General features: G+C 58.2%; 25 protein-coding genes. 16 read left to right on the top strand and 9 right to left on the bottom strand.

The window, feature by feature from the left end; genetic code table 11:
• From hemX to hemC, 3 genes are read right to left on the bottom strand one after another with little or no spacing between them, the layout of a single operon-like run.
• The gene (gene hemX, locus ACMWL8_RS21490; protein WP_041911826.1) at nucleotides 1-1,188 is read right to left on the bottom strand and encodes a uroporphyrinogen-III C-methyltransferase; all 1,188 of its coding nucleotides are present in this window, start codon (nucleotides 1,186-1,188) and stop codon (nucleotides 1-3) included.
• Between the two features lie 20 nt (nucleotides 1,189-1,208).
• On the bottom strand, nucleotides 1,209-1,949 hold the full coding sequence (hemD, locus tag ACMWL8_RS21485; RefSeq protein ID WP_045260995.1) for a uroporphyrinogen-III synthase: 741 nt from the start codon (nucleotides 1,947-1,949) through the stop codon (nucleotides 1,209-1,211).
• Complete coding sequence (gene hemC / locus ACMWL8_RS21480) at nucleotides 1,946-2,887, bottom strand: hydroxymethylbilane synthase (protein WP_032644935.1); 942 nt, start codon at nucleotides 2,885-2,887, stop codon at nucleotides 1,946-1,948. The genes hemD and hemC overlap by 4 nt, the downstream gene beginning before the upstream one ends.
• A gap of 350 nt (nucleotides 2,888-3,237) precedes the next feature.
• On the opposite strand from hemC, the gene cyaA reads away from it, so the two are divergent.
• The gene (gene cyaA / locus ACMWL8_RS21475; RefSeq protein WP_045260994.1) at nucleotides 3,238-5,781 is read left to right on the top strand and encodes a class I adenylate cyclase; all 2,544 of its coding nucleotides are present in this window, start codon (nucleotides 3,238-3,240) and stop codon (nucleotides 5,779-5,781) included.
• A 43-nt stretch (nucleotides 5,782-5,824) separates the two neighbouring features.
• On the opposite strand, the gene cyaY is transcribed toward cyaA, so the two are convergent.
• Nucleotides 5,825-6,145, bottom strand: coding sequence for an iron donor protein CyaY (gene cyaY / locus ACMWL8_RS21470; RefSeq protein WP_045260993.1), 321 nt, complete (start codon nucleotides 6,143-6,145; stop codon nucleotides 5,825-5,827).
• Nucleotides 6,146-6,280: 135 nt separating this feature from the next.
• Between cyaY and lptM the strand changes: the two genes are divergently transcribed.
• From lptM to corA, 8 genes are all read left to right on the top strand, one after another.
• Entirely contained in the window at nucleotides 6,281-6,484 is a 204-nt protein-coding gene (gene lptM, locus ACMWL8_RS21465) for an LPS translocon maturation chaperone LptM (protein ID WP_041911830.1), read from the top strand.
• Nucleotides 6,485-6,519: 35 nt separating this feature from the next.
• Nucleotides 6,520-7,344 (top strand): diaminopimelate epimerase, encoded by an 825-nt coding sequence (dapF, locus tag ACMWL8_RS21460; RefSeq protein WP_028014795.1) that lies wholly within the window; start codon nucleotides 6,520-6,522, stop codon nucleotides 7,342-7,344.
• Nucleotides 7,341-8,048 carry a DUF484 domain-containing protein gene (locus ACMWL8_RS21455; RefSeq protein WP_045260992.1) on the top strand — a complete coding sequence of 236 codons (708 nt, stop codon included), beginning with the start codon at nucleotides 7,341-7,343 and terminating at the stop codon, nucleotides 8,046-8,048. The genes dapF and ACMWL8_RS21455 overlap by 4 nt, the downstream gene beginning before the upstream one ends.
• A complete protein-coding gene (xerC, locus tag ACMWL8_RS21450; RefSeq protein WP_045260991.1) occupies nucleotides 8,045-8,947 on the top strand; it encodes a tyrosine recombinase XerC in 903 nt (300 codons plus the stop codon). Before ACMWL8_RS21455 ends, xerC begins: the two co-directional genes overlap by 4 nt.
• The gene (gene yigB, locus ACMWL8_RS21445) at nucleotides 8,947-9,663 is read left to right on the top strand and encodes a 5-amino-6-(5-phospho-D-ribitylamino)uracil phosphatase YigB (protein WP_045260990.1); all 717 of its coding nucleotides are present in this window, start codon (nucleotides 8,947-8,949) and stop codon (nucleotides 9,661-9,663) included. The genes xerC and yigB overlap by 1 nt, the downstream gene beginning before the upstream one ends.
• Before the next feature lie 79 nt (nucleotides 9,664-9,742).
• Entirely contained in the window at nucleotides 9,743-11,905 is a 2,163-nt protein-coding gene (gene uvrD / locus ACMWL8_RS21440; protein ID WP_041911833.1) for a DNA helicase II, read from the top strand.
• A 149-nt stretch (nucleotides 11,906-12,054) separates the two neighbouring features.
• Nucleotides 12,055-12,111 carry a YsgD/CorL family protein gene (gene ysgD / locus ACMWL8_RS21435; RefSeq protein ID WP_212743980.1) on the top strand — a complete coding sequence of 19 codons (57 nt, stop codon included), beginning with the start codon at nucleotides 12,055-12,057 and terminating at the stop codon, nucleotides 12,109-12,111.
• A gap of 150 nt (nucleotides 12,112-12,261) precedes the next feature.
• Nucleotides 12,262-13,212 carry a magnesium/cobalt transporter CorA gene (gene corA, locus ACMWL8_RS21430; protein WP_008501540.1) on the top strand — a complete coding sequence of 317 codons (951 nt, stop codon included), beginning with the start codon at nucleotides 12,262-12,264 and terminating at the stop codon, nucleotides 13,210-13,212.
• Nucleotides 13,213-13,254: 42 nt separating this feature from the next.
• Here corA and rarD read toward each other — a convergent pair whose 3' ends face one another.
• Both rarD and yigI read right to left on the bottom strand, forming a co-directional pair.
• Complete coding sequence (gene rarD, locus ACMWL8_RS21425) at nucleotides 13,255-14,151, bottom strand: EamA family transporter RarD (protein ID WP_045260989.1); 897 nt, start codon at nucleotides 14,149-14,151, stop codon at nucleotides 13,255-13,257.
• 51 nt (nucleotides 14,152-14,202) lie between these two features.
• Entirely contained in the window at nucleotides 14,203-14,670 is a 468-nt protein-coding gene (yigI, locus tag ACMWL8_RS21420; RefSeq protein ID WP_028014789.1) for an acyl-CoA thioesterase YigI, read from the bottom strand.
• Between the two features lie 162 nt (nucleotides 14,671-14,832).
• On the opposite strand from yigI, the gene pldA reads away from it, so the two are divergent.
• The 3 genes from pldA to rhtC all read left to right on the top strand — a co-directional run bounded on the left by pldA (nucleotide 14,833) and on the right by rhtC (nucleotide 18,304).
• Complete coding sequence (gene pldA, locus ACMWL8_RS21415; protein ID WP_045260988.1) at nucleotides 14,833-15,702, top strand: phospholipase A; 870 nt, start codon at nucleotides 14,833-14,835, stop codon at nucleotides 15,700-15,702.
• 90 nt (nucleotides 15,703-15,792) lie between these two features.
• Nucleotides 15,793-17,622 (top strand): ATP-dependent DNA helicase RecQ, encoded by a 1,830-nt coding sequence (gene recQ / locus ACMWL8_RS21410; RefSeq protein WP_032644788.1) that lies wholly within the window; start codon nucleotides 15,793-15,795, stop codon nucleotides 17,620-17,622.
• A gap of 61 nt (nucleotides 17,623-17,683) precedes the next feature.
• The gene (gene rhtC, locus ACMWL8_RS21405; protein WP_010426287.1) at nucleotides 17,684-18,304 is read left to right on the top strand and encodes a threonine export protein RhtC; all 621 of its coding nucleotides are present in this window, start codon (nucleotides 17,684-17,686) and stop codon (nucleotides 18,302-18,304) included.
• Here the strand turns inward: rhtC and rhtB are convergent.
• Nucleotides 18,301-18,921, bottom strand: a complete 621-nt coding sequence (gene rhtB / locus ACMWL8_RS21400; protein WP_045260987.1) for a homoserine/homoserine lactone efflux protein — start codon at nucleotides 18,919-18,921, stop codon at nucleotides 18,301-18,303. The genes rhtC and rhtB overlap by 4 nt on opposite strands.
• Nucleotides 18,922-19,032: 111 nt before the next feature.
• On the opposite strand from rhtB, the gene pldB reads away from it, so the two are divergent.
• The 3 genes from pldB (at nucleotide 19,033) to ACMWL8_RS21385 (ending at nucleotide 21,833) form a co-directional block, all read left to right on the top strand.
• The gene (gene pldB, locus ACMWL8_RS21395; protein ID WP_041911835.1) at nucleotides 19,033-20,025 is read left to right on the top strand and encodes a lysophospholipase L2; all 993 of its coding nucleotides are present in this window, start codon (nucleotides 19,033-19,035) and stop codon (nucleotides 20,023-20,025) included.
• Between the two features lie 25 nt (nucleotides 20,026-20,050).
• Nucleotides 20,051-20,851, top strand: a complete 801-nt coding sequence (yigL, locus tag ACMWL8_RS21390) for a sugar/pyridoxal phosphate phosphatase YigL (RefSeq protein ID WP_045260986.1) — start codon at nucleotides 20,051-20,053, stop codon at nucleotides 20,849-20,851.
• An 82-nt stretch (nucleotides 20,852-20,933) separates the two neighbouring features.
• Nucleotides 20,934-21,833, top strand: a complete 900-nt coding sequence (locus tag ACMWL8_RS21385) for a carboxylate/amino acid/amine transporter (protein ID WP_045260985.1) — start codon at nucleotides 20,934-20,936, stop codon at nucleotides 21,831-21,833.
• On the opposite strand, the gene metR is transcribed toward ACMWL8_RS21385, so the two are convergent.
• Nucleotides 21,721-22,674, bottom strand: a complete 954-nt coding sequence (metR, locus tag ACMWL8_RS21380) for an HTH-type transcriptional regulator MetR (RefSeq protein ID WP_028014783.1) — start codon at nucleotides 22,672-22,674, stop codon at nucleotides 21,721-21,723. The two genes, ACMWL8_RS21385 and metR, sit on opposite strands and share 113 nt — an antisense overlap.
• 115 nt (nucleotides 22,675-22,789) lie before the next feature.
• Between metR and metE the strand changes: the two genes are divergently transcribed.
• Nucleotides 22,790-25,051, top strand: coding sequence for a 5-methyltetrahydropteroyltriglutamate--homocysteine S-methyltransferase (gene metE, locus ACMWL8_RS21375; protein ID WP_045260982.1), 2,262 nt, complete (start codon nucleotides 22,790-22,792; stop codon nucleotides 25,049-25,051).
• Nucleotides 25,052-25,095: 44 nt separating this feature from the next.
• On the opposite strand, the gene ACMWL8_RS21370 is transcribed toward metE, so the two are convergent.
• Entirely contained in the window at nucleotides 25,096-25,902 is an 807-nt protein-coding gene (locus ACMWL8_RS21370; protein ID WP_045260981.1) for a dienelactone hydrolase family protein, read from the bottom strand.
• Nucleotides 25,903-25,931: the final 29 nt, after the last annotated feature.

Raw genomic sequence — 25,931 nt, 5'->3', positions numbered from 1 at the left:
TTACTCTCCCTGTGGCGCGCTTTCAGGCGCTGGTGCCGCCGCTGTGCCGGTCTGCCCGGCCGGAACGCCCGGCTGCGCCAGGAGGTTACGCACGCGCGTCTGCATCAGCTTCTCCAGAATCGGCTGGCTGGCCAGTTTATCCGGCACGTTCATGGTGATGTTCTGCTGGCTCAGCTTGTCGATATCTTCGAGGAAGGCGGTGGTCGTTGCATCATCGGTGTTGTAGTAGGCGCGTACCCACGTCGAGACGTTATCCAGCGCCTGTTTGTACGTTTCTTCCTGATGGCGCGGCACGGCCTGCGCCGCGACCAGCAGGCGGGAACGGATGTTTTCGCGCAGATAGATATCCTGATTCGGCGCTAACAGCGGTACGGCGGTTTCATCGCGACGGCGGATGGTGATGAAGCTGTCCATAAAGTTCTGCCAGCTTTTCTGCAGGTTTATGCGCCATTCGCTCAGGGAGCTGGACAGCTCGGTACCGTCAGAGTCCATCGGGGAGTCGTCGTCATTGTTATCCGCCAGCTGCAGGTTATCTATTTGATTCGAAAGCTGGTTCACCTTAAGGATAATGCCGTCGTAATCCACCTGTGAAACGGCGGAGAGGCTGGCGATATCCTCGGTAATCGCACGGCGCGCGGTAATCAGGCTCGGGTCGTTCATGTCGGCCAGGCTCGCATCGGCGCTTTTCAACAGCGCGGCGGCGGTGGTCACGTCCTGATCGCTCCACAGCTTACGCCCGGCGAGTTTGACGAGAAAATCGGCCTGCGAGAGCAGCCAGGTTTTGGCATCGGTGCCGGAGATGGTGGCAACTTTCTGCTGTACTTCGCCCAGCTGTTTGGTCAGCTCTTCCTGTTTGCTGTTTGCCTCGGCAAGCGCGGCGGCCTGCTGCTTAATCACCGCTTCCAGCTCGGTTTTCTGCGTTTCCTGCGCTTTTTGCAGGGAGGTAAGCTGATTGACCAGCGTATCGCTGGTGGCCGTCTGGTTAGCACTCTGTTGCTTTACCAGACCATACAGGCCGACGCCTGCTGCCAGCGCAATGGCGATGGCAATCGCGCTCAGCGCGAGGCTGGTTTTATTGCTGCCGTTTTTCTTCTCAGCGGTTTTCTCTGTCGTCTCTGGCTGTGGCGTCGTCTCCACAGTCTCCCTGGTCTCTTCAACCACGGCGGAGGATTTTTCGTGTTCCGTCATTATGGCTTCCCATTTGAGAGTTATTGTAATGCGCGCAGCAGCGCATCGTTGTCGGCGTTATCAGCGATCCGAATATCCTGCCAGCCCAGTTCCCGGGCGAGGTTCGCCAGACGCTCACTGACGACCAGAAGCCGACAGCGGAGTAACCAGTTTTCGCGATACCACTGCGGTATCAGCGACCAAAGCTGTTGTAACATTTCACCGCTGGTGACCACCAGCGTATTAATACCGCGCGCGTGCCAGCGCATCGCCTCTTCTGCACCGTCGTAGTGTTTCGCACAGCGCTGGTAGCACTCAACAAACGTGACGTCAGCCCCGCGTTCCCGCAGCGTTTCACCCAGCAGTTCGCGGCCACCGTTGCCGCGCAAAATGAGCGCGCGCTTTCCGGCAATAGTTTGTAATTCAGGTAATTGTAGCAAGACTTCGCTGATTTCCCGATCCAACGGGTAGCGAACGTCTGTTCCACTCACGGTATGTAAGGCCAGCGCGGTGGTTCTGCCGATAGCGAAATAGCGCGGAGCGGTCGGCCAGCGTGTCCCCGCCTGTTGCAGCTGCGCATGGGCAAATTCCACGGCATGCTGCGATAGCGCAAACAGCAGGTCGCCTTCCTGCAGGGTATTCATCTGGTCGGCGAGCGCAGAGAGCTCCCGACCGGGGGAGAATTCAATGAGCGGAAAACTCCAGGCCACCTGCCCCAGTGCGCGCAGACGGCTCACTAACTGCTCTCCTGCGGGAGAAGGGCGGGTGACAAGAATACTCATGCAGGGGGTTCTCCGTTATAGACCTCGGCCAGAATTTCACGCGCGCCGTTATTCAGCAGCTCTTCCGCCAGCGACACGCCAAGCGCTTCGGCATCCTGCGGCTTGCCGCGACGTTCGCCGCGCACCATCTGTGAACCGTCCGGCGCGCCCACCAGCGCGCGCAGCCACAGTTCACCGTCTGTTAATTCAGCATAGCTGCCAATCGGCACCTGACACCCGCCTTCGAGGCGAGTATTCATCGCCCGCTCGGCTTTTACGCGGGTTGCGGTCTCGTCATGGTTCAGCGGAGCGAGCAGCTCGCGGGTGCGCGCATCGTCCAGACGGCACTCAATGCCGACGGCGCCCTGTCCGACGGCCGGCAGCGACAGCTCTGGCGGCAACGCCACGCGAATGCGTTCCTCCAGCCCCAGGCGCTTCAGGCCGGCAACGGCAAGAATAATGGCATCGTAATCGCCGTTATCCAGCTTGCCCAGACGCGTGCCAACGTTACCGCGCAGCGAGCGGATGATAAGGTCAGGACGACGCTCCGCCAGCTGACACTGACGGCGTAAACTGGACGTGCCAACCACGCTACCCGCCGGCAGCGCGTCGAGCGAGTCATAGTGGTTCGAGACAAACGCGTCACGCGGATCTTCGCGCTCGCAGATGGTCACCAGCCCCAGCCCTTCCGGGAACTCGACGGGCACGTCTTTCATCGAATGTACGGCGATATCGGCGCGGTTCTCAAGCAATGCCAGTTCCAGCTCTTTGACAAACAGGCCCTTGCCGCCCACTTTCGCCAGCGGCGTATCCAGAATCACGTCACCGCGCGTGACCATCGGCACCAGCTCGACGCGCAATCCACTGTGGCAGGCTTCAAGGCGCTGCTTAACATAATGTGCCTGCCAGAGCGCGAGAGGGCTTTGGCGTGTGGCAATTCTCAAAACATTGTCTAACATGCTTGTTACCGTCATTATCAATCGCTAACCATCCTAACATTGTTGACTCTGGGATGGCAGTTTTACGGTTGATGAAGCGTGAGAGGGACAAGGCGGCGTATTCGTCAGCCATAGCCGTATTCAGGAATTTACACGTACAGAACGGTGCTACACTTGTATGTAGCGCATCTTTCTTTACGGTCAACCGGCAAGGTGTTAAATTGATCACGTTTTAGACCATTTTTTCGTCGGTACCACCATAATGACAAGGGCGAAAAAAGGGTAACGGTTATCTTTTTGAAATACTGCGGGCTCGCTGTTATTCGTGTTTTGAATAGCTTACGACACCCGGAAACATCAGGCGATACATCTTGTACCTCTATATTGAGACTCTGAAACAGAGACTGGATGCCATAAATCAACTGCGTGTGGATCGCGCGCTTGCTGCCATGGGCCCTGCTTTCCAGCAGGTATACAGTCTGCTGCCGACATTATTGCACTATCACCACCCGCTGATGCCTGGCTACCTTGATGGTAACGTTCCCCAGGGCATTTGCCTCTTCACGCCTGATGAAACCCAACAGCATTATTTGAACGAGCTTGAACTCTACCGCGGCATGCCGCCTCAGGTTTCTCCGAAAGGTGAACTGCCGATTACCGGCGTTTATTCCATGGGGAGCACCTCATCGGTAGGGCAAAGCTGTTCTTCGGACCTGGATATCTGGGTCTGCCATCAGTCCTGGCTCGACAACGAAGAGCGCCAGCTGCTGCAGCGTAAATGCAGCCTGCTGGAGAGCTGGGCGGCATCGCTCGGCGTGGAAGTGAGCTTCTTCCTGATTGATGAAAACCGTTTCCGCCATAACGAAAGCGGCAGTCTGGGCGGTGAGGACTGCGGATCGACCCAGCACATTCTGTTGCTGGATGAGTTTTACCGTACTGCCGTTCGCCTGGCCGGGAAACGTATTCTGTGGAATATGGTGCCGTGCGATGAAGAAGAGAATTATGACGATTACGTCATGTCGCTATACTCGCAGGGCGTACTGACGCCAAACGAGTGGCTGGATCTGGGCGGCCTCAGCTCCCTGTCCGCCGAAGAGTACTTTGGCGCAAGCCTCTGGCAGCTTTATAAGAGTATTGATTCACCGTACAAAGCGGTGCTGAAAACCCTGCTGCTCGAAGCCTACTCCTGGGAATACCCTACGCCGCGCCTGCTGGCGAAAGACATCAAGCAGCGCCTGCACGACGGGGAGATCGTCTCCTTCGGGCTGGACGCTTACTGCATGATGCTGGAGCGCGTAACCGAATACCTGAAAGCCATTGATGACACCACGCGTCTTGACCTGGTGCGTCGATGTTTCTATCTCAAAGTCTGTGAGAAGCTGAGCCGCGAGCGCGCCTGCGTGGGCTGGCGTCGTGAAGTGGTCAGTCAGCTAGTGAAAGAGTGGGGATGGGACGAAGCGCGTCTGTCCATGCTCGACAACCGCGCCAACTGGAAGATCGATCAGGTGCGTGAAGCGCACAACGAACTGCTCGACGCGATGATGCAAAGCTACCGTAACCTGATCCGCTTTGCGCGCCGCAATAACCTTAGCGTCTCCGCCAGCCCGCAGGATATCGGGGTGTTGACCCGCAAGCTGTACGCCGCGTTTGAAGCGCTGCCGGGTAAAGTGACGCTGGTTAACCCGCAGATTTCGCCTGACCTGTCAGAACCGAACCTGACCTTTATCTATGTGCCGCCGGGCCGCGCGAACCGCACCGGGTGGTATCTGTACAACCGTGCGCCAAGCATGGATTCCATCATCAGCCATCAGCCGCTGGAGTATAACCGCTACCTGAACAAGCTGGTGGCGTGGGCCTGGTTTAACGGCCTGCTGACCTCGCGCACGCGCCTGTTTATCAAAGGCAACGAGGTGGTCGATTTAGCCAAGCTGCAGGAGATGGTGGCGGATGTGTCGCACCACTTCCCGCTGCGTCTGCCTGCCCCAACGCCAAAAGCGCTCTACAGCCCGTGTGAGATCCGTCACCTGGCGATCATCGTCAACCTGGAATACGACCCGACGGCGGCCTTCCGCAATCAGGTGGTCCATTTTGACTTCCGCAAGCTGGACGTCTTCAGCTTTGGCGAGCAGCAAAACTGCCTGGTGGGCAGCGTAGACCTGCTGTACCGCAACTCGTGGAACGAAGTGCGTACCCTGCACTTCAACGGCGAGCAGGCGATGATTGAAGCGCTGAAAACCATTCTCGGCAAGATGCACCAGGATGCCGCGCCGCCGGACAGCGTCGAAGTGTTCTGCTACAGCCAGCACCTTCGCGGTTTAATTCGTACCCGCGTGCAGCAGCTGGTCTCTGAATGCATCGAACTGCGCCTCTCCAGCACCCGTCAGGAAACCGGGCGCTTTAAAGCGCTGCGCGTCTCCGGGCAGACGTGGGGCCTGTTCTTCGAGCGTCTGAACGTGTCGGTGCAGAAGCTGGAAAACGCTATCGAGTTCTACGGCGCGATTTCACACAACAAGCTGCACGGCCTGTCGGTTCAAGTGGAAACCAACCACGTCAAGCTGCCGCAGGTGGTGGATGGCTTTGCCAGTGAAGGGATTATTCAGTTCTTCTTTGAAGAGTCGGGCGACGATGCCGGGTTCAATATCTACATTCTGGATGAGACCAACCGCGCCGAGGTGTATCACCATTGTGAAGGCAGTAAAGAGGAGCTGGTGCGCGACGTCAGCCGCTTCTACTCTTCCTCGCATGACCGTTTCACCTACGGTTCCAGCTTTATCAACTTCAACCTGCCGCAGTTCTACCAGATTGTGAACGTGGATGGCCGAGCGCAGGTGATCCCGTTCCGTACGCAGGCAATTACCCCTGCGGCGCCTGCGAATCAGGATACCGCACCGCTGTTGCAGCAGTATTTCTCCTGAGGCTTTTCGCCCGGTAAGGCGCAGCCGCCACCGGGCAACAAAACTACCTGAAACGCACTTCCTCGCCCGCCTGCGCGGTCGCCGCCTGTTCCAGCAGATTCCAGAACGTTTCGCCGCTGCGATCGCAAACCCACTCGTCACCCTTCAAATCAAAGTGATAGCCGCCCTGTTTGGCCGCCAGCCACACCTGGTGAAGCGGCTCCTGACGGTTAATAATAATTTTGCTGCCGTTTTCGAAGCTCAGGGTCAGAATGCCGCCGTTGATTTCACAATCGATATCGCTGTCGCCGTCCCAGTCGTCGATACGTTCTTCGATGGTCATCCACAGGGTGTCGGCAAGGCGATGGAATTCACTGTCGTTCATGGTTTTGTTCCTGTTTTTCGTGATGGCGGCAGTATAACGCTAAATAATTCCCGTTGCAGGAAAGCGGCAAACTCTTGCTTTTGTGTCTTCTCCTGCGATGATAGAAACAGATTTGAACTTACGGGCAACTTTATAATGAAAAACGCTTTCCGAACGCTTGCCGTTCTCATCACGCTGTTTAGCCTGACCGGCTGCGGACTGAAGGGACCACTCTACTTCCCGCCTGCGGATAAAACCGCGCCGCCGCCGACAAAACCGGTTAACAGCGGCATCGAGTCTTCCACGCCAAAGACTAACGATCGTGGCGATAACGGCGGTCCGACTCAGGTTAACCTCTGACGACAACGTTCTGTACCCGCGCAATGGAGCAAATGATGCAGTTCTCTAAAATGCATGGCCTTGGCAACGATTTTATGGTCGTCGACGCGGTAACGCAGAATGTGTTTTTCTCCCCGGAACTGATCCGCCGCCTGGCGGATCGGCACGTGGGCGTGGGGTTCGATCAGCTGCTGGTGGTTGAGCCGCCCTACGATCCTGACCTCGATTTCCACTACCGTATTTTCAACGCTGACGGCAGTGAGGTTAACCAGTGCGGCAATGGCGCGCGCTGTTTCGCCCGCTTTGTCCGCCTGAAAGGGCTCACCAATAAGCGCGATATCCGCGTCAGTACCGCCAACGGTCGCATGGTGCTCAGCGTTACCGACGATGAGCTGGTGCGCGTCAATATGGGCGAGCCTAACTTCGAGCCTTCCGCCGTGCCGTTTCGCGCAAACAAAGCGGAAAAGACCTATATTATGCGGGCAGCCGAGCAGACAGTATTGTGCGGCGTTGTCTCGATGGGTAACCCGCACTGCGTGATTCAGGTGGATGACGTGGAAACCGCGGCGGTCGAAACGCTCGGTCCGGTGCTGGAGAGTCACGAGCGGTTCCCGGAGCGGGCGAACATCGGCTTTATGCAGGTGATGAAGCGCGAGCACATCCGTCTGCGGGTTTACGAGCGCGGCGCGGGCGAAACCCAGGCCTGCGGAAGCGGCGCCTGTGCGGCGGTGGCCGTCGGTATCTCCCAGGGGTTACTGGCTGAAGAGGTTCGCGTGGAATTACCGGGCGGGCGTCTTGATATCGCCTGGAAAGGAGCGGGTCATCCACTGTACATGACTGGCCCGGCGACACATGTTTATGACGGGTTTATCCATCTATGAAACAACCAGGGGAAGAACTGCAGGAAACAGTGACGGAACTGGACGACAGCGCTGTTGTTGATTATCTGCTGAACAATCCTGAGTTTTTTATTCGCAATGCACGCGTCGTCGAACGAATGCGCGTGCCGCATCCGGTTCGCGGGACCGTGTCGCTGGTCGAATGGCACATGGCGCGCGCGCGTAACCACATCAACCAGCTTGAAGAGAACATGACGCTGCTGATGGAGCAGGCCAGCACCAACGAAAGCCTGTTCTATCGCCTTCTGCACCTGCAGGCGCGTCTGGCCTCGGCGCACAGCCTTGAAGAGTTTCTCAGCCGCTTCCACCGCTGGGCGCGTGAGCTGGGGCTGGCGGGCGCAACGATTCGTCTGTTTCCTGACCGCTGGCGCATCGGCGCGCCGTCCGGCTTTACCCATCTGGCGCTCAGCCGTCAGGCGTTTGAGCCGCTGCGCATTCAGCGCCTGGGTCATGAGCATCACTATCTGGGGCCGCTGAACGGACCTGAGCTGCTGGTAGTGCTGCCGGAAGCCAAAGCGATTGGCTCGGTGGCGATGTCGCTGATGGGGCGCGATGGCGATCTGGGCGTCATATTATTTACCAGCCGCGACGCGCACCACTATGAGCAGGGGCAAGCCACGCACCTGCTGCAGGAGATCGCCCTGATGCTGCCCGAGCTGCTGGAGCGCTGGATTGAACGCGTATGACGGACGGACTGCTCGCCACTGACGTCACCCGGTTTCTGCGCTATCTGGGCGTTGAGCGTCAGCTCAGCCCCATCACGCTGCTTAACTATCAGCGTCAGCTTGATGCCATCATGCAGATTGCCGAAGAAATCGGCCTGAAAAGCTGGCAACAATGTGACGCCGCCACGGTACGCGGGTTCGTCGTGCGTAGCCGTAAAAAAAATCTTAGCCCGGCGAGCCTTGCGCTCCGGCTCTCTGCCCTGCGCAGCTTTTTCGACTGGCTGGTCAGCCAGGGCAAGCTGAAAGCTAACCCAGCAAAAGGGATCGCCACGCCAAAAGCCCCGCGCCATCTGCCGAAAAATATTGACGTCGACGACGTAAACCGCCTGCTGGATATCGATCTAAACGATCCGCTGGCCGTGCGCGACCGCGCGATGCTGGAGGTGATGTACGGTGCCGGGCTGCGTCTGTCTGAACTCGTCAACCTCGACCTCAAGCATCTCGATCTGGAATCTGGCGAAGTGTGGGTAATGGGGAAGGGCAGCAAAGAGCGCCGCCTGCCGATTGGCCGCAATGCGGTCTCCTGGATTGAGCACTGGCTGGATCTGCGCGGCCTGTTTGGCGCGGAAGACGATGCGCTGTTTCTGTCGAAGCTCGGCAAGCGGATCTCGGCGCGAAACGTGCAGAAGCGCTTTGCGGAGTGGGGCATCAAGCAGGGGCTGAACAGCCACGTGCATCCCCACAAGCTGCGCCACTCCTTTGCGACACACATGCTGGAATCGAGCGGCGATCTCCGTGGCGTGCAGGAACTGCTTGGCCACGCGAACCTGTCGACAACACAAATTTATACCCACTTAGACTTCCAACACCTTGCCTCGGTGTATGACGCGGCGCATCCACGCGCCAAACGGGGGAAATAATGCGTTTTTACCGCCCACTCGGTCAGATCTCAGCCCTGACGTTTGACCTTGATGACACCCTTTATGACAACCGCGAGGTGATCCTGCGTACCGAGCAGGAGTCGCTGGCGTTTGTGCAGAACTACCATCCCGCGCTGAAGGCGATGCAGAACAAGGACTTCCAGAAGCTGCGTCAGTCCCTGCGGGAGACCGAGCCGGACATTTACCACGACGTGACCGAATGGCGTCGTCGCGCGGTTGAGCAGGCGATGCTGAACGCGGGTCTGAGCGCGCAGGATGCCGCCTTTGGTGCCGAAGCGGCAATGGAAAACTTCGCCAAATGGCGCAGCCGTATCGACGTGCCGCAGGAAACCCACGACACGCTGGCGACGCTTGCCGAAAAGTGGCCGCTGGTGGCCATCACCAACGGCAATGCCCAGCCGGAGTTGTTTGGCCTCAGCGATTATTTTGAATTCGTGCTGCGAGCGGGTCCGCACGGGCGCGCGAAGCCGTTCAGCGACATGTATCACCTGGCAGCGGAAAAACTGAATTTGCCGCTCGGTAACATTCTTCACGTGGGCGACGATCTGACCACCGACGTGGCGGGTGCCATCCGCTGCGGCATGCAGGCCTGCTGGATCAAGCCAGAAAATGCGGAGCTGATGACCGCAACAGACAGCCGTCTTCTGCCGCACGTGGAAATTTCGCGGTTGGCATCCCTCACGACGCTGATATAATCATCAATTGTTCTGTATAAATTAACAGGGTTTTGGCGAGTGGAAACATTTGCCTGCCCGACATGACGTGACGGTGCCAATGGACGTTTCTTACCTGCTCGACAGCCTTAATGACAAACAGCGTGACGCGGTTGCCGCCTCGCGCACCAACCTGCTGGTTCTGGCTGGGGCGGGGAGTGGTAAGACACGCGTGCTGGTTCACCGTATCGCCTGGCTGCAGAGCGTGGAAAACTGCTCACCGTACTCGATTATGGCCGTGACGTTTACCAACAAGGCGGCGGCGGAGATGCGTCACCGTATCGCCCAGCTGATGGGCACCAGCCAGGGCGGCATGTGGGTTGGCACCTTCCACGGCCTGGCGCACCGTCTGCTGCGCGCGCACCATATGGACGCTAACCTGCCGCAGGATTTCCAGATCCTCGACAGCGAAGATCAGCTCCGCCTGCTGAAGCGCCTGATCAAGGCGATGAACCTCGACGAGAAGCAGTGGCCGCCGCGTCAGGCGATGTGGTACATCAACGGACAGAAAGACGAAGGTCTGCGCCCGCACCACATTCAGAGCTTCGGTAACCCGGTCGAGCAGACCTGGCAGAACGTCTATAAGGCCTATCAGGAAGCGTGCGACCGCGCCGGCCTGGTGGATTTCGCCGAGCTGCTGCTGCGCGCCCACGAGCTGTGGCTCAACAAACCGCATATCCTGCAGCACTACCGCGAACGCTTCACCAACATCCTGGTGGACGAATTCCAGGATACCAACAACATCCAGTACGCGTGGATCCGTCTGCTGGCCGGAGATACCGGCAAGGTGATGATCGTGGGCGATGACGACCAGTCGATCTACGGCTGGCGCGGCGCGCAGGTGGAGAACATCCAGCGCTTCCTCAACGATTTTCCCGGCGCGCAAACCATCCGTCTGGAGCAGAACTATCGCTCAACCAGCAATATCCTGAGCGCGGCCAACGCCCTGATTGAGAACAACAACGGGCGTCTGGGCAAAAAGCTGTGGACCGACGGCGTCGACGGCGAACCGATCTCGATTTACTGCGCTTTCAACGAGCTCGACGAAGCCCGCTTCGTGGTGAACCGCATCAAAACCTGGCAGGACAACGGCGGCGCGCTGGAGCAGTGCGCCATTCTCTACCGCAGCAACGCCCAGTCGCGCGTGCTGGAAGAGGCGCTGCTGCAGGTGAGCATGCCGTACCGCATTTACGGCGGCATGCGATTCTTCGAACGTCAGGAGATCAAAGATGCGCTTTCGTATCTGCGCCTGATCGCCAACCGCAACGACGACGCGGCGTTTGAGCGCGTGGTGAACACGCCGACCCGCGGGATTGGCGACCGTACGCTGGACGTGGTGCGTCAGGCCTCGCGCGATCGCCAGCTGACGCTGTGGCAGGCGTGCCGCGAGCTGCTGCAGGAAAAAGCCCTCGCCGGGCGTGCGGCCAGCGCGCTCCAGCGCTTCCTGGAATTAATTGATGCCCTGGCGCAGGAAACCGCCGACATGCCGCTGCACGTGCAGACCGACCGGGTGATTAAAGACTCCGGGCTGCGTACCATGTACGAGCAGGAAAAAGGCGAAAAGGGGCAGACCCGTATAGAGAACTTAGAGGAACTGGTCACGGCAACGCGCCAGTTCAGCTACAACGAAGAAGACGAAGACCTGATGCCGCTGCAGGCGTTCCTCTCTCACGCCGCGCTGGAAGCGGGTGAAGGGCAGGCGGACACCTGGCAGGACGCGGTTCAGCTGATGACCCTGCACTCCGCCAAAGGTCTGGAGTTCCCGCAGGTGTTTATCGTCGGCATGGAAGAGGGCATGTTCCCAAGCCAGATGTCGTTGGATGAAGGCGGGCGTCTGGAAGAAGAACGTCGTCTGGCCTACGTGGGCGTGACGCGCGCGATGCAGAAGCTGACGCTAACCTACGCTGAAACCCGCCGCCTGTACGGTAAAGAGGTCTATCACCGTCCGTCACGCTTTATCGGTGAACTGCCGGAAGAGTGCGTGGAAGAGGTGCGTCTGCGCGCCAGCATCAGCCGTCCGGTTAGCCATCCGCGCATGGGCTCGCCGATCTCTGAAACCGACACCGGCTACAAGCTGGGCCAGCGCGTGCGCCATTCGAAGTTTGGCGAAGGTACCATTGTGAATCTGGAAGGCAGCGGCGAGCACAGCCGCCTGCAGGTCGCGTTCCAGGGGCAGGGGATCAAATGGCTGGTGGCGGCCTACGCGAAGCTGGAAACAGTCTAACATTCAGAAAAATATCATTATTTTGCAATAATCTGCTAGCCTTATACAGTGAAGGTCAATTAATGCCCTTCAGCGTTCCGTTGCGTGTTGACGCCGCAGTTACTGCTGGCGTAACATGCGCGCACGATTACGCTAAGAGGACATTCGCCTTGGACACACCCAGTAGATACTGGCTCAATTCCCTGTCATCCAGGAACAACTCCTAAGGCTATCTCCTCATGCTGATGGCCTTAGTGGTTGTCAGCGACTGCATTATTCCCGTCGCGCTGAGTCAGGCTGTTTAATGGTCTGAAACCCAATTTGTTTCTGTGTGCCCACCGAACTGTCCGATATTTTTTGCATTGGGAGTCCCGGTCATGTTGAGCGCATTTCAACTCGAAAATAACCGACTGACTCGGCTTGAAGCCGAAGAGTCACAGCCCCTCATTGATGCCGTATGGGTGGATCTGGTCGAGCCGGACGACGATGAGCGCCTTCGCGTACAATCTGAGCTGGGGCAAAGCCTGGCAACCCGCCCGGAACTGGAAGATATCGAAGCATCCGCGCGTTTCTTTGAAGATGAAGACGGCCTGCACATTCACTCCTTCTTCTTCTTTGAAGATGCGGAAGATCACGCGGGCAACTCCACCGTGGCATTTACCATTCGCGACGGTCGTCTGTTTACTCTGCGTGAACGCGAACTGCCGGCATTCCGTCTCTACCGCATGCGCGCCCGCAGCCAGGCGATGGTGGACGGCAACGCTTACGAGCTGCTGCTCGATCTGTTCGAGACTAAAATTGAACAGCTGGCGGATGAAATTGAAAACATCTACAGCGATCTGGAAAAGCTGAGCCGCGTGATCATGGAAGGCCATCAGGGGGATGAGTACGACGAAGCGCTTTCGACGCTGGCAGAGCTGGAAGATATCGGCTGGAAGGTGCGTTTGTGTCTGATGGATACCCAGCGCGCGCTGAACTTCCTGGTGCGCAAGGCGCGTCTGCCGGGCGGTCAGCTGGAGCAGGCGCGTGAGATCTTACGCGATATCGAATCCCTGCTGCCGCACAACGAATCCCTGTTCCAGAAGGTGAACTTCCTGATGCAGGCGGCGATGGGCTTTATCAACATCGAGCAGAACCGCATCATCAAGATCTTCTCGGTAGTGTCCGTGGTGTTCCTGCCGCCGACGCTGGTGGCGTCCAGCTACGGGATGAACTTCGAGTTTATGCCGGAGCTGAAGTGGAGCTTTGGCTACCCGGGGGCGATTATCTTTATGATCCTCGCTGGGCTGGCGCCGTATCTGTACTTTAAGCGTCGGAACTGGCTGTAAAATCTGGCGGGTGGCGCTGCGCTTACCCGCCCTACAAAACACCTACATTCCTCTGCGGGCTCTGCGCTGGGTATAAATCGCATCGGCGACGAAAATCGCCAGCGCCACCCAAATAAAGGCAAAGGTCACCATCTTATCCGCACCCGGCACTTCGCCGTAAAACACCACCGCCAGCAGGAACATCAGCGTCGGGCCAATGTACTGGAAAAAGCCCAGCGTGGAGAGGCGCAGGCGCGTTGCCGCACCGGTGAAGCACAGCAGCGGAATGGTGGTCACTACGCCCGCCGCCATCAGCATCAGGTTCAGCGACCACGGGTTGCTGCCCATATGGCTGGTGGCGCTGTCGGCGATGCCGAACAGATAGATCGCCGCCACCGGCAGCAGCCACAGGGTTTCAAACAACATCCCGGTTTGCGCTTCCACCGCAATTTTCTTACGTACCAGGCCGTAAAAAGCAAAGCTGAACGCCAGGCCGAGGGCGATAACCGGCAGTGAGCCGAACGTCCACAGCTGCACCAGTACGCCGCAGAAGGCCAGAATCACCGCTAGCCACTGCATCCGGCGGAAGCGTTCGCCGAGGAAAATCATCCCCAGCACGATGTTCACCAGCGGGTTAATGAAGTACCCCAGGCTCGCTTCGAGCATGTGGTGGTTATTCACCGCCCAGATAAACAGCAGCCAGTTGCCGCCGATGAGCACTGCGGAAAGCGCCAGCAGGAAGACCTTCTTCGGCGTTTTCAGCAGCGTTTTGACGCCGGACCACTGACGGCTGATGCTCATCAGCGCGATCATAAAGAAAAACGACCAGATGACGCGGTGAGTGAGGATCTCGTCGGCCGGAACATAGGCGATAAATTTGAAGTACGCCGGGGCGATACCCCAAATAAAATAAGCGGCAAGGGCGAGTAAAACGCCCTGCCGCGTCTGTTTAGCATCCATCGGGAAAATCCGTGACAAAAAAGTGAATCAATTTTACCCGAATTTGCCGCCTCAACCCACCATATAAGTGGCGGTTGCGCTGGCGATATAAACCTGCTCCTCGTTATGCAGCTCAACGCGGGCAACGGCAACTTTATTCCCGGCACGCAGCAGGCTGCTGGTGCAGGTAAAGCGGTTTCCGCGCCCCGGGCGAAGATAGTCGACGCGTAAATCAATGGTGCCCATGCGCGCCAGACGCTGGCGGAGTTCATCTTCGTTGATGGTGTCATGGCGCGTCAGCGTACTGCCCACGCAGACCAGACCTGCCGCCACGTCCAGCGCGGAGGCAATCACCCCGCCGTGCAGAATACTTTGTGCCCAGTTACCCACCATCATCGGCTGGTTGTTGAAACTCAGCTGGGCAAACTCTTTCTCGTAACGCTCCAGCTCAAGACCCAGCGCACGGTTAAACGGCATATGGTAAACAAAAATCTCGCCCACGAGTTTTAACACTTCTTCGGCGGTAAGCATGGCTGACATGAGACATTACATCCTTATTGTTAATGAAATGTTGATTTTATGCTTCAGCAATAAGGAATTCCACTTTCAGAAACGAGGATGCAGCAGTTATCGCAGAAGTCTGTAGAATGTTCGCCTCATAACTATTCAGGTAATTTTACTCTTTGCAGGAGAACACCACCGATGCGGACGTATCTGGCCTGGTTACTGGCGGCGGTTGCGCTGCCCCTCACAGCATATGCGCAGGAAGCGACGATTAAAGAAGTCCATGATAAACCTGCCGTTAAGGGCAGCATTATCGCCAATATGCTGCAGGAGCATGACAATCCGTTCACGCTCTACCCGTATGACACAAACTACGTGATTTATACCCAAACCAGCGATCTCAACAAAGAGGCGATAAGCTCCTATAACTGGTCTGATAATGCGCGTAAAGATGAGGTGAAGTTCCAGCTCAGCCTCGCGTTCCCGTTCTGGCGCGGTATTCTGGGGCCAAACTCGGTGCTCGGTGCGTCTTATACGCAGAAATCCTGGTGGCAGCTCTCCAACAGCGGCGAATCTTCACCGTTCCGTGAAACCAACTATGAGCCGCAGCTTTTCCTCGGCTTCGCAACGGATTATGAATTTGCTGGCTGGACGCTACGTGACGTTGAGGTTGGTTTTAATCACGACTCTAATGGCCGGTCCGACCCCACTTCACGCAGCTGGAACCGTGCCTATACGCGCCTGATGGCGCAGAACGGTAACTGGATGGTGGAAGTGAAGCCGTGGTACGTGATCGGCAGCACGGATGACAACCCGGATATCACCAAATATATGGGCTACTACCAGCTCAAAGTCGGCTACCAGTTAGGTGAAGCCGTGCTGAGCGCGAAAGGCCAGTACAACTGGAACACCGGCTACGGTGGTGCGGAAGTGGGCTTGAGCTATCCGGTAAGCAAGCATGTTCGCCTTTATACGCAGGTCTACAGCGGCTACGGCGAGTCGCTTATCGATTACAACTTCAACCAGACCCGCGTTGGCGTGGGCGTAATGCTGAACGATATTCTCTAGGCTGCTCGAATGTTTTTGCGTTAAACGTTGAAGTTTCTCTCTCAGGCGCTGAAAATAGCGCCTGTTTTATTTTTCGCAAATGGGGTTAACGTGGCGCAGGCGGAAGTATTGAATCAGGAGTCGCTGGCTAAACAGGTTTTGCATGAAACCTTTGGCTACCAGCAGTTCCGCCCCGGCCAGGAAACCATCATTGAAACCGTGCTGGAAGGCCGCGATTGCCTGGTGGTGATGCCGACCGGCGGCGGTAAATCCCTCTGTTATCAGGTGCCCGCGCTGGTGCTTAACGGCCTGACGGTCGTGGTATCGCCTCTCATTTCCCTGATGAAAGACCAGGTTGACCAGCTGCTCGCCAACGGCGTGGCGGCGGCCTGCCTGAACTCGACCCAAACCCGCGAGCAGCAGCAAGAGGTGATGGCCGGATGCCGCACCGGGCAGATCCGCCTGCTGTATATCGCGCCAGAGCGCCTGATGCTCGATAACTTCCTCGACCATCTCGCGCACTGGAACCCGGTTCTGCTGGCGGTGGATGAAGCGCACTGTATCTCCCAGTGGGGACACGATTTCCGTCCGGAATACGCTGCCCTCGGCCAGCTGCGTCAGCGCTTCCCCGAGCTGCCGTTTATGGCGCTTACCGCCACGGCGGACGACACCACGCGCCTGGATATCGTTCGCCTGCTGGGGCTGAACGACCCGTATATTCAGGTCAGCAGCTTCGACCGCCCGAACATCCGCTACATGCTGATGGAAAAATTCAAGCCGCTGGATCAGCTCCTGCGCTATGTCCAGGAACAGCGCGGCAAGTCCGGCATCATCTACTGCAACAGCCGTGCGAAGGTGGAAGACACCGCCGCGCGTCTGCAAAACCGTGGTTTTAGCGCTGCGGCCTATCACGCCGGGCTGGAAAACCATATCCGCGCCGACGTGCAGGAAAAATTTCAGCGCGACGACCTGCAAATCGTGGTCGCAACGGTGGCGTTCGGGATGGGGATCAATAAGCCCAACGTGCGCTTTGTGGTGCACTTCGACATTCCGCGCAATATCGAATCCTACTATCAGGAAACCGGCCGCGCCGGGCGTGACGGCCTGCCTGCGGAAGCGATGCTGTTTTACGATCCGGCCGATATGGCGTGGCTGCGCCGCTGTCTGGAAGAGAAGCCGCAGGGACAACTCCAGGACATCGAGCGCCACAAGCTCAACGCGATGGGTGCCTTCGCTGAAGCGCAAACCTGCCGCCGTCTGGTGCTGCTCAACTACTTTGGAGAGGGGCGACAGGAGCCGTGCGGCAACTGCGATATCTGCCTCGATCCGCCAAAGCAGTACGATGGCCTGATGGACGCGCGCAAAGCGCTCTCGACCATTTACCGCGTGAATCAACGCTTCGGGATGGGCTACGTGGTGGAAGTGCTGCGCGGTGCCAATAACCAGCGTATCCGCGACATGGGGCACGACAAGCTGCCGGTTTACGGCATCGGTAAAGACCAGAGCCACGAGCACTGGGTCAGCATTATTCGTCAGCTGATCCACCTCGGCTTTGCCACACAGAACATTGCCCAGCACTCCGCGCTACAGCTGACCGAAGCGGCGCGTCCGGTGCTGCGCGGTGACGTTGAGCTCAAGCTCGCCGTGCCGCGCGTGGTCGCCCTCAAGCCACGCGTGATGCAGAAATCCTACGGCGGCAACTACGATCGCAAGCTGTTTGCCAAGCTTCGCAAGCTGCGTAAAGCCATCGCCGATGAAGAAAACATCCCGCCTTACGTGGTGTTCAACGACGCGACGCTGATTGAGATGGCCGAGCAGATGCCGCTCAGCGCCAGCGAGATGCTCAGCGTCAACGGCGTGGGGACGCGCAAGCTGGAGCGCTTCGGTAAAGAGTTTATGGCGCTCATCCGCTCTCACGCTGATGGTGATGATGAGGAGTAGTCAGACGGGCGAAAAAGTGCCAGGATGATGACTCACTGTATTATTTCCCCGCGAGCTAATTATGTTAATGCTATTTCTCACCGTGGCGTTAGTGCACATCGTTGCGCTGATGAGCCCTGGCCCAGACTTTTTCTTCGTGTCGCAAACCGCCGTCAGCCGCTCCCGCAAAGAGGCGATGATGGGCGTGCTCGGTATTACCATGGGCGTTATGGTCTGGGCGGCGGTCGCGCTGCTCGGTCTGAACCTGATCCTGGCGAAGATGGCCTGGCTGCATAACATCATTATGGTTGGCGGCGGGCTGTACCTGTGCTGGATGGGCTACCAGATGCTGCGCGGGGCGCTGAAGAAAGAAGAGAAAAAACCGGAAGAGCCAAAGGTAGAGCTGGCGACGGGCGGCCGCAGCTTTGTAAAAGGGCTCCTGACTAACCTGGCAAACCCGAAAGCGATTATCTATTTCGGCTCCGTGTTCTCGCTGTTTGTGGGTGACAGCGTCGGCGCAGGCGCGCGCTGGGGGATCTTCCTGCTGATCGTTGTTGAGACGTTCGCCTGGTTTACCATCGTGGCCAGCCTGTTCGCCTTACCGGCAATGCGCCGCGGCTATCAGCGCATCGCGAAGTGGATCGACGGCTTCGCCGGCGCGCTGTTCGCCGGCTTCGGCATTCATCTCATCATTTCTCGCTAAGCATGACGCGCTGACGCAAGCAGCGCGCCAACCAGCATAAACAGCGAACCAAAGACTTTATTCAGGGCCTTCATCTGCTTAGGCCCTTTGATCCACGCCGCTATCCGCTGCGCCAGCGTCGCGTAACCAATCATCACGATGATATCGACAATAATGGTGGTCGCGCCCAGCACCACGTACTGCATGACCTGCGGCTGATGCGGCACGATAAACTGCGGGAACAGCGCGGCGAGGAACACGATGCTCTTCGGATTGGTCAGATTGACGAACACCGCGCGCTTAAACAGATGGCCGCGGTTTTGCGTCCTGGTGAGCGTATTCAGGTCAATCGAGCCTGCCGCGCGCCACTGCTGGATGCCAAGCCAGATCAGATACGCCGCACCGGCCCACTTCAGCACTTCAAAGGCCAGCACCGAGCGGGAGAACAGGGTCCCCAGACCAATCCCCACCAGCACAATATGAATGCCGAGCCCGGTCTGTAAACCGGCAATGGACGCCGCCGCACCGCGATAGCCGTGGTTGATGGAGGTGGTCATAGTGTTAATGGCGCCAGAGCCGGGCGAAAGGCTAAGGATGATTGATGTCAGCAGGTAGGCGAACCACCACTCGAAGGTCATTTGAAGCTCCCGAATTGTCTGTTTTTATGCCACAATACGCTATTGTTGAGTCATTTTGTGACCAGTGACGAAAAAAAACGATATTCCCTGGATTACGTGAGTGGAAACCCAATGTTTCAGCAGAAAAAGGACTGGGAAACACGAGAAAACGCGTTTGCTGCTTTCTCAATGGGGCCGCTGACCGATTTCTGGCGGCAGCGTGAGGAAGACGAGTTTACGGGCGTCGGGGGCATCCCGGTGCGCTTCGTTCGCTTCCGCAATGAAAAAAATGACCGGGTGATCGTGGTCTGCCCCGGGCGTATCGAAAGCTACGTTAAATATGCCGAACTGGCCTACGACCTGGTCAACATGGGGTTTGACGTGCTGATCATCGACCACCGTGGGCAGGGGCTGTCCGGGCGCATGCTGCCGGATACGCACCGCGGGCATGTGGATCACTTCAGCGATTATGTCGACGATTTTGCCGCGTTCTGGCAGCAGGAAGTTCAGCCCGGCCCCTGGCGCAAGCGGTACATCCTTGCGCACTCCATGGGCGGCGCCATTTCGACGCTGTTTTTGCAGCGGTATGAGCACCAGTGCGACGCCATTGCGCTCACCGCGCCGATGTACGGTATTGTCATTCGTTTTCCCGACTGGATGGTGCGCCATCTTCTCGACTGGGCTGAGGGCCATCAGCGCATTCGTGAAGGCTATGCCATCGGAACCGGACGCTGGCGCGCATTGCCGTTCGCCATCAACGTCTTAACCCACAGTCGGCAGCGCTATCGCCGCAACCTGCGCTTTTATGCCGATGAACCGCGCTTGCGCGTCGGCGGCCCGACCTGGCACTGGGTGCGTGAGGGTATTTTGGCCGGTGAGCAGGTGCTGGCAGGCGTAGGCGATGATGACACGCCGACGCTTCTGATTCAGGCGGAAGAAGAGCGCGTGGTGGATAACCGCATGCATGACCGCTATTGTGAACTGCGCGCTGCCGCCGGTCACCCTTGTGAAGGGGGTAAACCGCTGGTCATCAACGGCGCGTACCATGAGATCCTTTTTGAAAAGGACGCTATGCGCTCAGTCGCGCTTAACGCCATCGTCGAGTTTTTCGACCGGCATAACTGATTTTCTATTGAGGTTAAATTTTCCTATGTACCAGGTTGTTGCATCTGATTTAGATGGCACGCTGCTTTCACCCGACCACACCCTGTCGCCTTATGCGAAAGAGACCTTAAAGCTTCTGACCGCCCGTGGCGTGAACTTTGTGTTCGCTACCGGCCGCCACCACGTGGACGTGGGGCAGATCCGCGATAATCTGGAGATCAAGTCGTACATGATCACCTCCAACGGTGCGCGCGTGCATGATACCGACGGCAACCTGATCTTCACCCATAACCTGGATCGCGATATTGCCGCCGATCTCTTCGGCGTGGTGCATAACAATCCGGCTATCGTCACCAACGTATACCGTGACGACGAATGGTTCATGAACCGCCACCGCCCGGATGAAATGCGTTTCTTCAAGGAAGCGGTATTCAACTACTCCCTGTATGAGCCGGGCCTGCTGGATCCAGAGGGGATCAGCAAGGTGTTCTTCACCTGCGACAGCCACGAAGAGCTGCTGCCGCTTGAGCAGGCGATCAACGCCCGCTGGGGCGATCGCGTCAACGTGAGCTTCTCCACCCTGACCTGTCTGGAAGTGATGGCGGGCGGCGTTTCTAAAGGTCACGCGCTCGAAGCGGTTGCGAAACGTCTGGGCTTCGCGCTTAAAGACTGTATCGCCTTTGGCGACGGCATGAACGATGCCGAAATGCTGTCGATGGCGGGCAAGGGCTGCATCATGCAGAACGCGCATCAGCGTCTGAAGGATCTGCATCCGGAGCTGGAAGTGATTGGTTCTAACGCTGACAACGCGGTACCGAAATACCTGCGCAAACTGTTCCTTGAATAATCTTCATTCGGTTGTTTATTGTTCAGTTGTCAACTAAAGAGTTCGCTACAATGCCTGTCCTTCTTTCTGAGAGACAAGCATTGTGGCGCTACTCATTATCACCACTATCCTGTGGGCCTTCTCCTTTAGCCTGATTGGCGAATACCTTGCCGGTTCGGTCGACAGCTACTTCTCGGTGCTAATGCGCGTGGGGCTGGCGGCGCTGGTGTTTCTGCCGTTCCTGCGCACGCGCGGGCAATCGCTGAAAACCATTCTGCTGTACATGCTGGTGGGGGCGATGCAGCTTGGCATCATGTATCTGTTCAGCTTCCGGGCTTACGTCTACCTGTCCGTCTCCGAATTCCTGCTCTTTACCGTGCTGACGCCGCTCTATATCACGCTGATTTACGATCTGCTCAGCAGGCGCCGTCTGCGCTGGGGATATCTGCTAAGCGCCGCGCTGGCGGTTATTGGCGCGGCGATCATTCGCTACGACAAAGTGAGCAATCACTTCTGGACAGGGCTGATGTTCGTCCAGCTTGCCAACATCAGCTTTGCCATTGGTATGGTGGGCTATAAACGCCTGATGGAAACCCGCCCGATGCCGCAGCACAACGCGTTTGCGTGGTTCTATATGGGCGCGGCGATCGTCGCGGTGGCGGCGTGGTTTATGCTCGGCAACCCGCAAAAGCTGCCGACCACCACCGTGCAGTGGAGCGTTCTGGTCTGGCTGGGCGTGGTGGCGTCGGGGCTGGGGTACTTTATGTGGAACTACGGCGCTACGCAGGTAGACGCCGGTACGCTGGGGATCATGAACAACGTGCACGTCCCGGCGGGGCTGCTGGTGAACCTTGCCATCTGGCAGGAACAGCCGCACTGGCCGAGCTTCCTTATTGGGGGGGCGGTGATCCTGGCTTCACTGTGGGTCCATCGCCGCTGGGTCGCTCCGCGCTCCGCACAAACGGAAGATGGTCGCACGCGTGGTTCCGCGCTGAGCGAATAAACGCCTCCGTAACCGGCTGACGCTGCTCGCCATCGCGCACGGCGGCGTACAGCCGGCTCCACAGCCCTTCTCCCAGGGTTTTGGTGACCACCAGACCCTGGCGTTCAAAGCTCTCCACCACCCAGTGCGGCAGCGCCGCGATACCCATGCTGGCCGCCACCATCTGGATCAGCAGCAGGGTGTTATCCACACTTTTCAGCTGCGGGCTGATGCCTGCCGGCTGCAGGAAGTGACGCCAGATATCCAGGCGGCTGCGCTGAACCGGGTAAATCAGCAGCGTTTCTGTCGCCAGATCTTCCGGCGTGATGCGCGTTTTGGCTGCCAGCGGATGGTCCGGCGCCAGCACCAGACGCACCTCAAAATCGAACATCGGCGAATAGTGCAGGCCGCTGCGCGGCAGGATGTCGGACGTCATCACCAGATCCAGCTCGCCCTGCTGGAGCGAGGGCTGCGGGTCGAACGTCACGCCAGATTTAAAGTCCATCTCCACCTGCGGCCACTTCTGGCGAAAGTTCTCTAGCGCGGGGGTCAGCCACTGAATACAGCTGTGGCACTCAATGGCGATCCGCAGTTTGGTCTGCTGCGGCTCGTTACACGCCTGCAGCGCGCTGGCGATCTGCGGCAGTACCTGATTCGCCAGTTGAAGAAGAATTTCACCCTGCGGCGTAAAGCGCAAAGGCTGGCTCTTACGCACAAAAAGACGAAATCCGAGGCGTTGTTCCAGATCGCTGAACTGGTGAGAAAGGGCGGACTGGGTCTGGTGCAGCGTGGCCGCCGCCGCCGCGAGCGAACCGCAGTTCCGCAACGCTTGTAGCGTTTTCAGGTGTTTAATCTCGATCATGAAAGTCCTTCACTCCGCCATGAACATTTTGCGCTTGAGGAATATACAGTACCTGCCAATTATAGATGTGTAAACATCTGGACGTCTAAATAACAAATTTCACAAGGGGCATACCATGACAATCCGCACTCACACTCTCGGTTTTCCTCGCGTTGGCCTGCGTCGCGAGCTGAAAAAAGCGCAAGAAAGCTACTGGGCGGGCAACGCCACCCGTGAAGAACTCCTGGCGGTGGGGCGGGAGCTGCGCGCCCGTCACTGGGATCAGCAAAAACAGGCGGGTATTGACCTGCTGCCGGTGGGCGATTTCGCCTGGTACGACCATGTTCTGACGACCAGCCTGCTGCTGGGCAACGTGCCGGCTCGTCATCAGAACAAAGATGGATCGGTGGATATCGACACCCTGTTCCGCATCGGCCGTGGCCGCGCGCCAACGGGTGAGCCAGCGGCAGCGGCGGAAATGACCAAGTGGTTTAACACCAACTATCACTATATGGTGCCGGAGTTCGTCAAAGGTCAGCAGTTTACGCTGACCTGGACGCAGCTTCTGGACGAAGTGGATGAAGCGCTGGCGCTGGGCCACCAGGTGAAGCCCGTATTGCTGGGGCCGGTAACCTACCTGTGGCTGGGTAAAGTGAAGGGCGAACAATTTGACCGCCTCAGCCTGCTGAACGATATTCTGTCGGTCTATAAGCAGGTGCTGATTGAGCTGGGCAAGCGCGGCATTCAGTGGGTGCAAATCGACGAACCCGCGCTGGTGCTGGAGCTGCCGCAGGAGTGGCTCGATGCCTTCAAACCGGCGTATGACGCGCTCACCGGACAGGTGAAGCTGCTGCTGACCACCTATTTCGAGGGCGTGACGCCGAACCTCGACACTATCACCGCGCTGCCGGTTCAGGGCCTGCACGTTGACCTGGTTCACGGTAAGGACGATGTCTCAGAGCTGCACAAGCGCCTGCCTGAGGAGTGGTTGCTCTCCGCCGGTCTGGTCAACGGCCGTAACGTCTGGCGCGCCGATCTGACCGAGAAATACGCCCAAATTAAAGACATCGTCGGCAAACGCGAGCTATGGGTGGCATCATCCTGCTCGCTGCTGCACAGTCCGATCGATCTGAGCGTGGAGACCCGTCTCGACCCTGAAGTGAAGAGCTGGTTTGCCTTCGCCCTGCAAAAATGTGAAGAGCTGGCACTGCTGCGCGACGCGCTCAACAGCGGCGATACGGCGGCGATTACCGAATGGAGCGCACCGATTCAGGCGCGTCGTCACTCGGCTCGCGTGCACAACCCGGCGGTAGAAAAACGTCTGGCGGCCAACACCGCCCGGGACAGCCAGCGTCAGAGCCCGTACGAGGTACGTGCCGAAGCCCAGCGCGCCCGCTTCAATCTTCCCGCGTGGCCGACCACGACCATCGGTTCATTCCCGCAAACTACCGAGATCCGCGGCCTGCGTCTGGACTTCAAAAAGGGCAATCTGGACGCGAATCATTACCGCACCGGCATTGCGGAACACATCAAGCAGGCGATTATCGAGCAGGAACGCCTCGGGCTGGACGTGCTGGTACACGGCGAAGCCGAGCGTAACGACATGGTGGAATACTTCGGTGAACACCTGGACGGCTTCGTCTTTACCCAGAACGGCTGGGTGCAGAGCTACGGCTCCCGCTGCGTGAAGCCGCCGGTGGTCATTGGCGACGTCAGCCGCCCGGAACCGATCACGGTGGAGTGGGCGAAGTACGCCCAGTCCCTGACCGACAAGCCGGTAAAAGGCATGCTGACCGGCCCGGTGACCATTCTCTGCTGGTCGTTCCCGCGCGAAGACGTGACCCGTGAAACCATCGCCAAACAGATCGCGCTGGCGCTGCGTGATGAAGTGGCGGATCTGGAGGCGGCGGGGATTGGCATCATCCAGATTGACGAACCGGCGCTGCGCGAAGGTTTGCCGCTGCGCCGCAGCGACTGGGATGCTTACCTGCAGTGGGGCGTGGAAGCATTCCGCATCAACGCCGCAGTGGCGAAGGACGACACCCAGATCCACACCCATATGTGTTACTGCGAATTTAACGACATCATGGATTCGATTGCCGCGCTGGATGCAGACGTGATCACCATCGAGACCTCGCGTTCAGACATGGAGCTGCTGGAGTCGTTTGAAGAGTTCGACTACCCGAACGAAATTGGGCCGGGCGTGTATGACATTCACTCCCCGAACGTGCCGAGCGTGGAGTGGATTGAGGCGCTGCTGAGAAAAGCCGCTCAGCGCATCCCGGCGGAACGCCTGTGGGTAAACCCGGACTGCGGCCTGAAAACCCGCGGCTGGCCGGAGACGCGTGCGGCGCTCGCCAACATGGTGAAGGCGGCGCAGAACTTACGTCAGGCTTGATGACGCGCAGGCCCGGTAAGGCGCAGCCGCCACCGGGCTTTTTTTTATGCTTTCTTCCCGCCGTACTGGCTAAACCATGCCAGCATTCTCTGCCAGCCATCTTTAGCGGATTCCGCGTGATAGCTCGGACGATAATCGGCATTAAACGCGTGTCCGGCATCGGGATACACCACGATTTCGGCCTTCGCGTTCGCCGCCCGCAGCGCGTGGCGCATCGTCTCGACGGTATCAAGCGGAATGCCGGTATCCTGGCCGCCATACAGCCCTAACACCGGGGCATTGAGATCGGTAGCGATATCAACCGGATGCTTCGGTGAGTTCAGCGTCTTTTCGCCCACCAGTTTGCCGTACCAGGCAACGGCGGCTTTCAGCTGCGGGTTATGCGCGGCATACAGCCAGCTAATGCGTCCACCCCAGCAGAAACCGGTGACCATTAAGCGGTGCGGGTCGCCGCCGTTGCGCGCCGCCCAGCTGGCGACGTGGTCTAGGTCTGCCAGCACCTGCGCGTCTGGCACTTTGCTGACCAGGTTGCTGAAGAGCGTCGGGATATCACTGTAGTCATTCGGATCGCCCTGACGGAAGTAGAGCTCTGGCGCAACGGCCAGATAACCCTCCAGCGCCAGGCGGCGGCAGAGGTCGCGAATATGTTCGTGAACGCCGAAAATCTCCTGAACCACAATCACGACGGGCAGCGGGCCGTCTGCTGACTTTGGCCGCGCGTGATATGCAGGCATATTTTCCCCCTGAGAGGGGATGGAGGTCTCGCCTGCCGTAATGGCCTCTTCTGAGGTTGAGACGATGGTTGAAGCATGCGGAGCCGCAGCAGGTGCAAATCCGGTTTTTTCAGTCATGGCATTCTCCGTACCAATGAGTTAGCGCA

Source organism: Enterobacter sp. 04-C-12-SI-ECC (genome assembly GCF_047530715.1).
In the GTDB taxonomy this organism is placed as follows: domain Bacteria; phylum Pseudomonadota; class Gammaproteobacteria; order Enterobacterales; family Enterobacteriaceae; genus Enterobacter; species Enterobacter bugandensis.
Note: the sequence above shows the minus strand (reverse complement) of the source record. Positions and strands in the feature narration are given on the sequence as shown.

Coding starts and splice junctions, on each gene's coding strand:
- hemC (WP_032644935.1), bottom strand. CDS start 2,887: ATGTTAGACAATGTTTTGAGAATTGCCACACGCCAAAGCCCTCTCGCG.
- rhtC (WP_010426287.1), top strand. CDS start 17,684: ATGTTAATGCTATTTCTCACCGTGGCGTTAGTGCACATCGTTGCGCTG.
- metE (WP_045260982.1), top strand. CDS start 22,790: ATGACAATCCGCACTCACACTCTCGGTTTTCCTCGCGTTGGCCTGCGT.
- rhtB (WP_045260987.1), bottom strand. CDS start 18,921: ATGACCTTCGAGTGGTGGTTCGCCTACCTGCTGACATCAATCATCCTT.
- cyaY (WP_045260993.1), bottom strand. CDS start 6,145: ATGAACGACAGTGAATTCCATCGCCTTGCCGACACCCTGTGGATGACC.
- pldB (WP_041911835.1), top strand. CDS start 19,033: ATGTTTCAGCAGAAAAAGGACTGGGAAACACGAGAAAACGCGTTTGCT.
- xerC (WP_045260991.1), top strand. CDS start 8,045: ATGACGGACGGACTGCTCGCCACTGACGTCACCCGGTTTCTGCGCTAT.
- ACMWL8_RS21370 (WP_045260981.1), bottom strand. CDS start 25,902: ATGACTGAAAAAACCGGATTTGCACCTGCTGCGGCTCCGCATGCTTCA.
- yigL (WP_045260986.1), top strand. CDS start 20,051: ATGTACCAGGTTGTTGCATCTGATTTAGATGGCACGCTGCTTTCACCC.
- corA (WP_008501540.1), top strand. CDS start 12,262: ATGTTGAGCGCATTTCAACTCGAAAATAACCGACTGACTCGGCTTGAA.
- yigI (WP_028014789.1), bottom strand. CDS start 14,670: ATGTCAGCCATGCTTACCGCCGAAGAAGTGTTAAAACTCGTGGGCGAG.
- rarD (WP_045260989.1), bottom strand. CDS start 14,151: ATGGATGCTAAACAGACGCGGCAGGGCGTTTTACTCGCCCTTGCCGCT.
- pldA (WP_045260988.1), top strand. CDS start 14,833: ATGCGGACGTATCTGGCCTGGTTACTGGCGGCGGTTGCGCTGCCCCTC.
- hemD (WP_045260995.1), bottom strand. CDS start 1,949: ATGAGTATTCTTGTCACCCGCCCTTCTCCCGCAGGAGAGCAGTTAGTG.
- dapF (WP_028014795.1), top strand. CDS start 6,520: ATGCAGTTCTCTAAAATGCATGGCCTTGGCAACGATTTTATGGTCGTC.
- hemX (WP_041911826.1), bottom strand. CDS start 1,188: ATGACGGAACACGAAAAATCCTCCGCCGTGGTTGAAGAGACCAGGGAG.
- metR (WP_028014783.1), bottom strand. CDS start 22,674: ATGATCGAGATTAAACACCTGAAAACGCTACAAGCGTTGCGGAACTGC.
- lptM (WP_041911830.1), top strand. CDS start 6,281: ATGAAAAACGCTTTCCGAACGCTTGCCGTTCTCATCACGCTGTTTAGC.
- uvrD (WP_041911833.1), top strand. CDS start 9,743: ATGGACGTTTCTTACCTGCTCGACAGCCTTAATGACAAACAGCGTGAC.
- ACMWL8_RS21455 (WP_045260992.1), top strand. CDS start 7,341: ATGAAACAACCAGGGGAAGAACTGCAGGAAACAGTGACGGAACTGGAC.
- yigB (WP_045260990.1), top strand. CDS start 8,947: ATGCGTTTTTACCGCCCACTCGGTCAGATCTCAGCCCTGACGTTTGAC.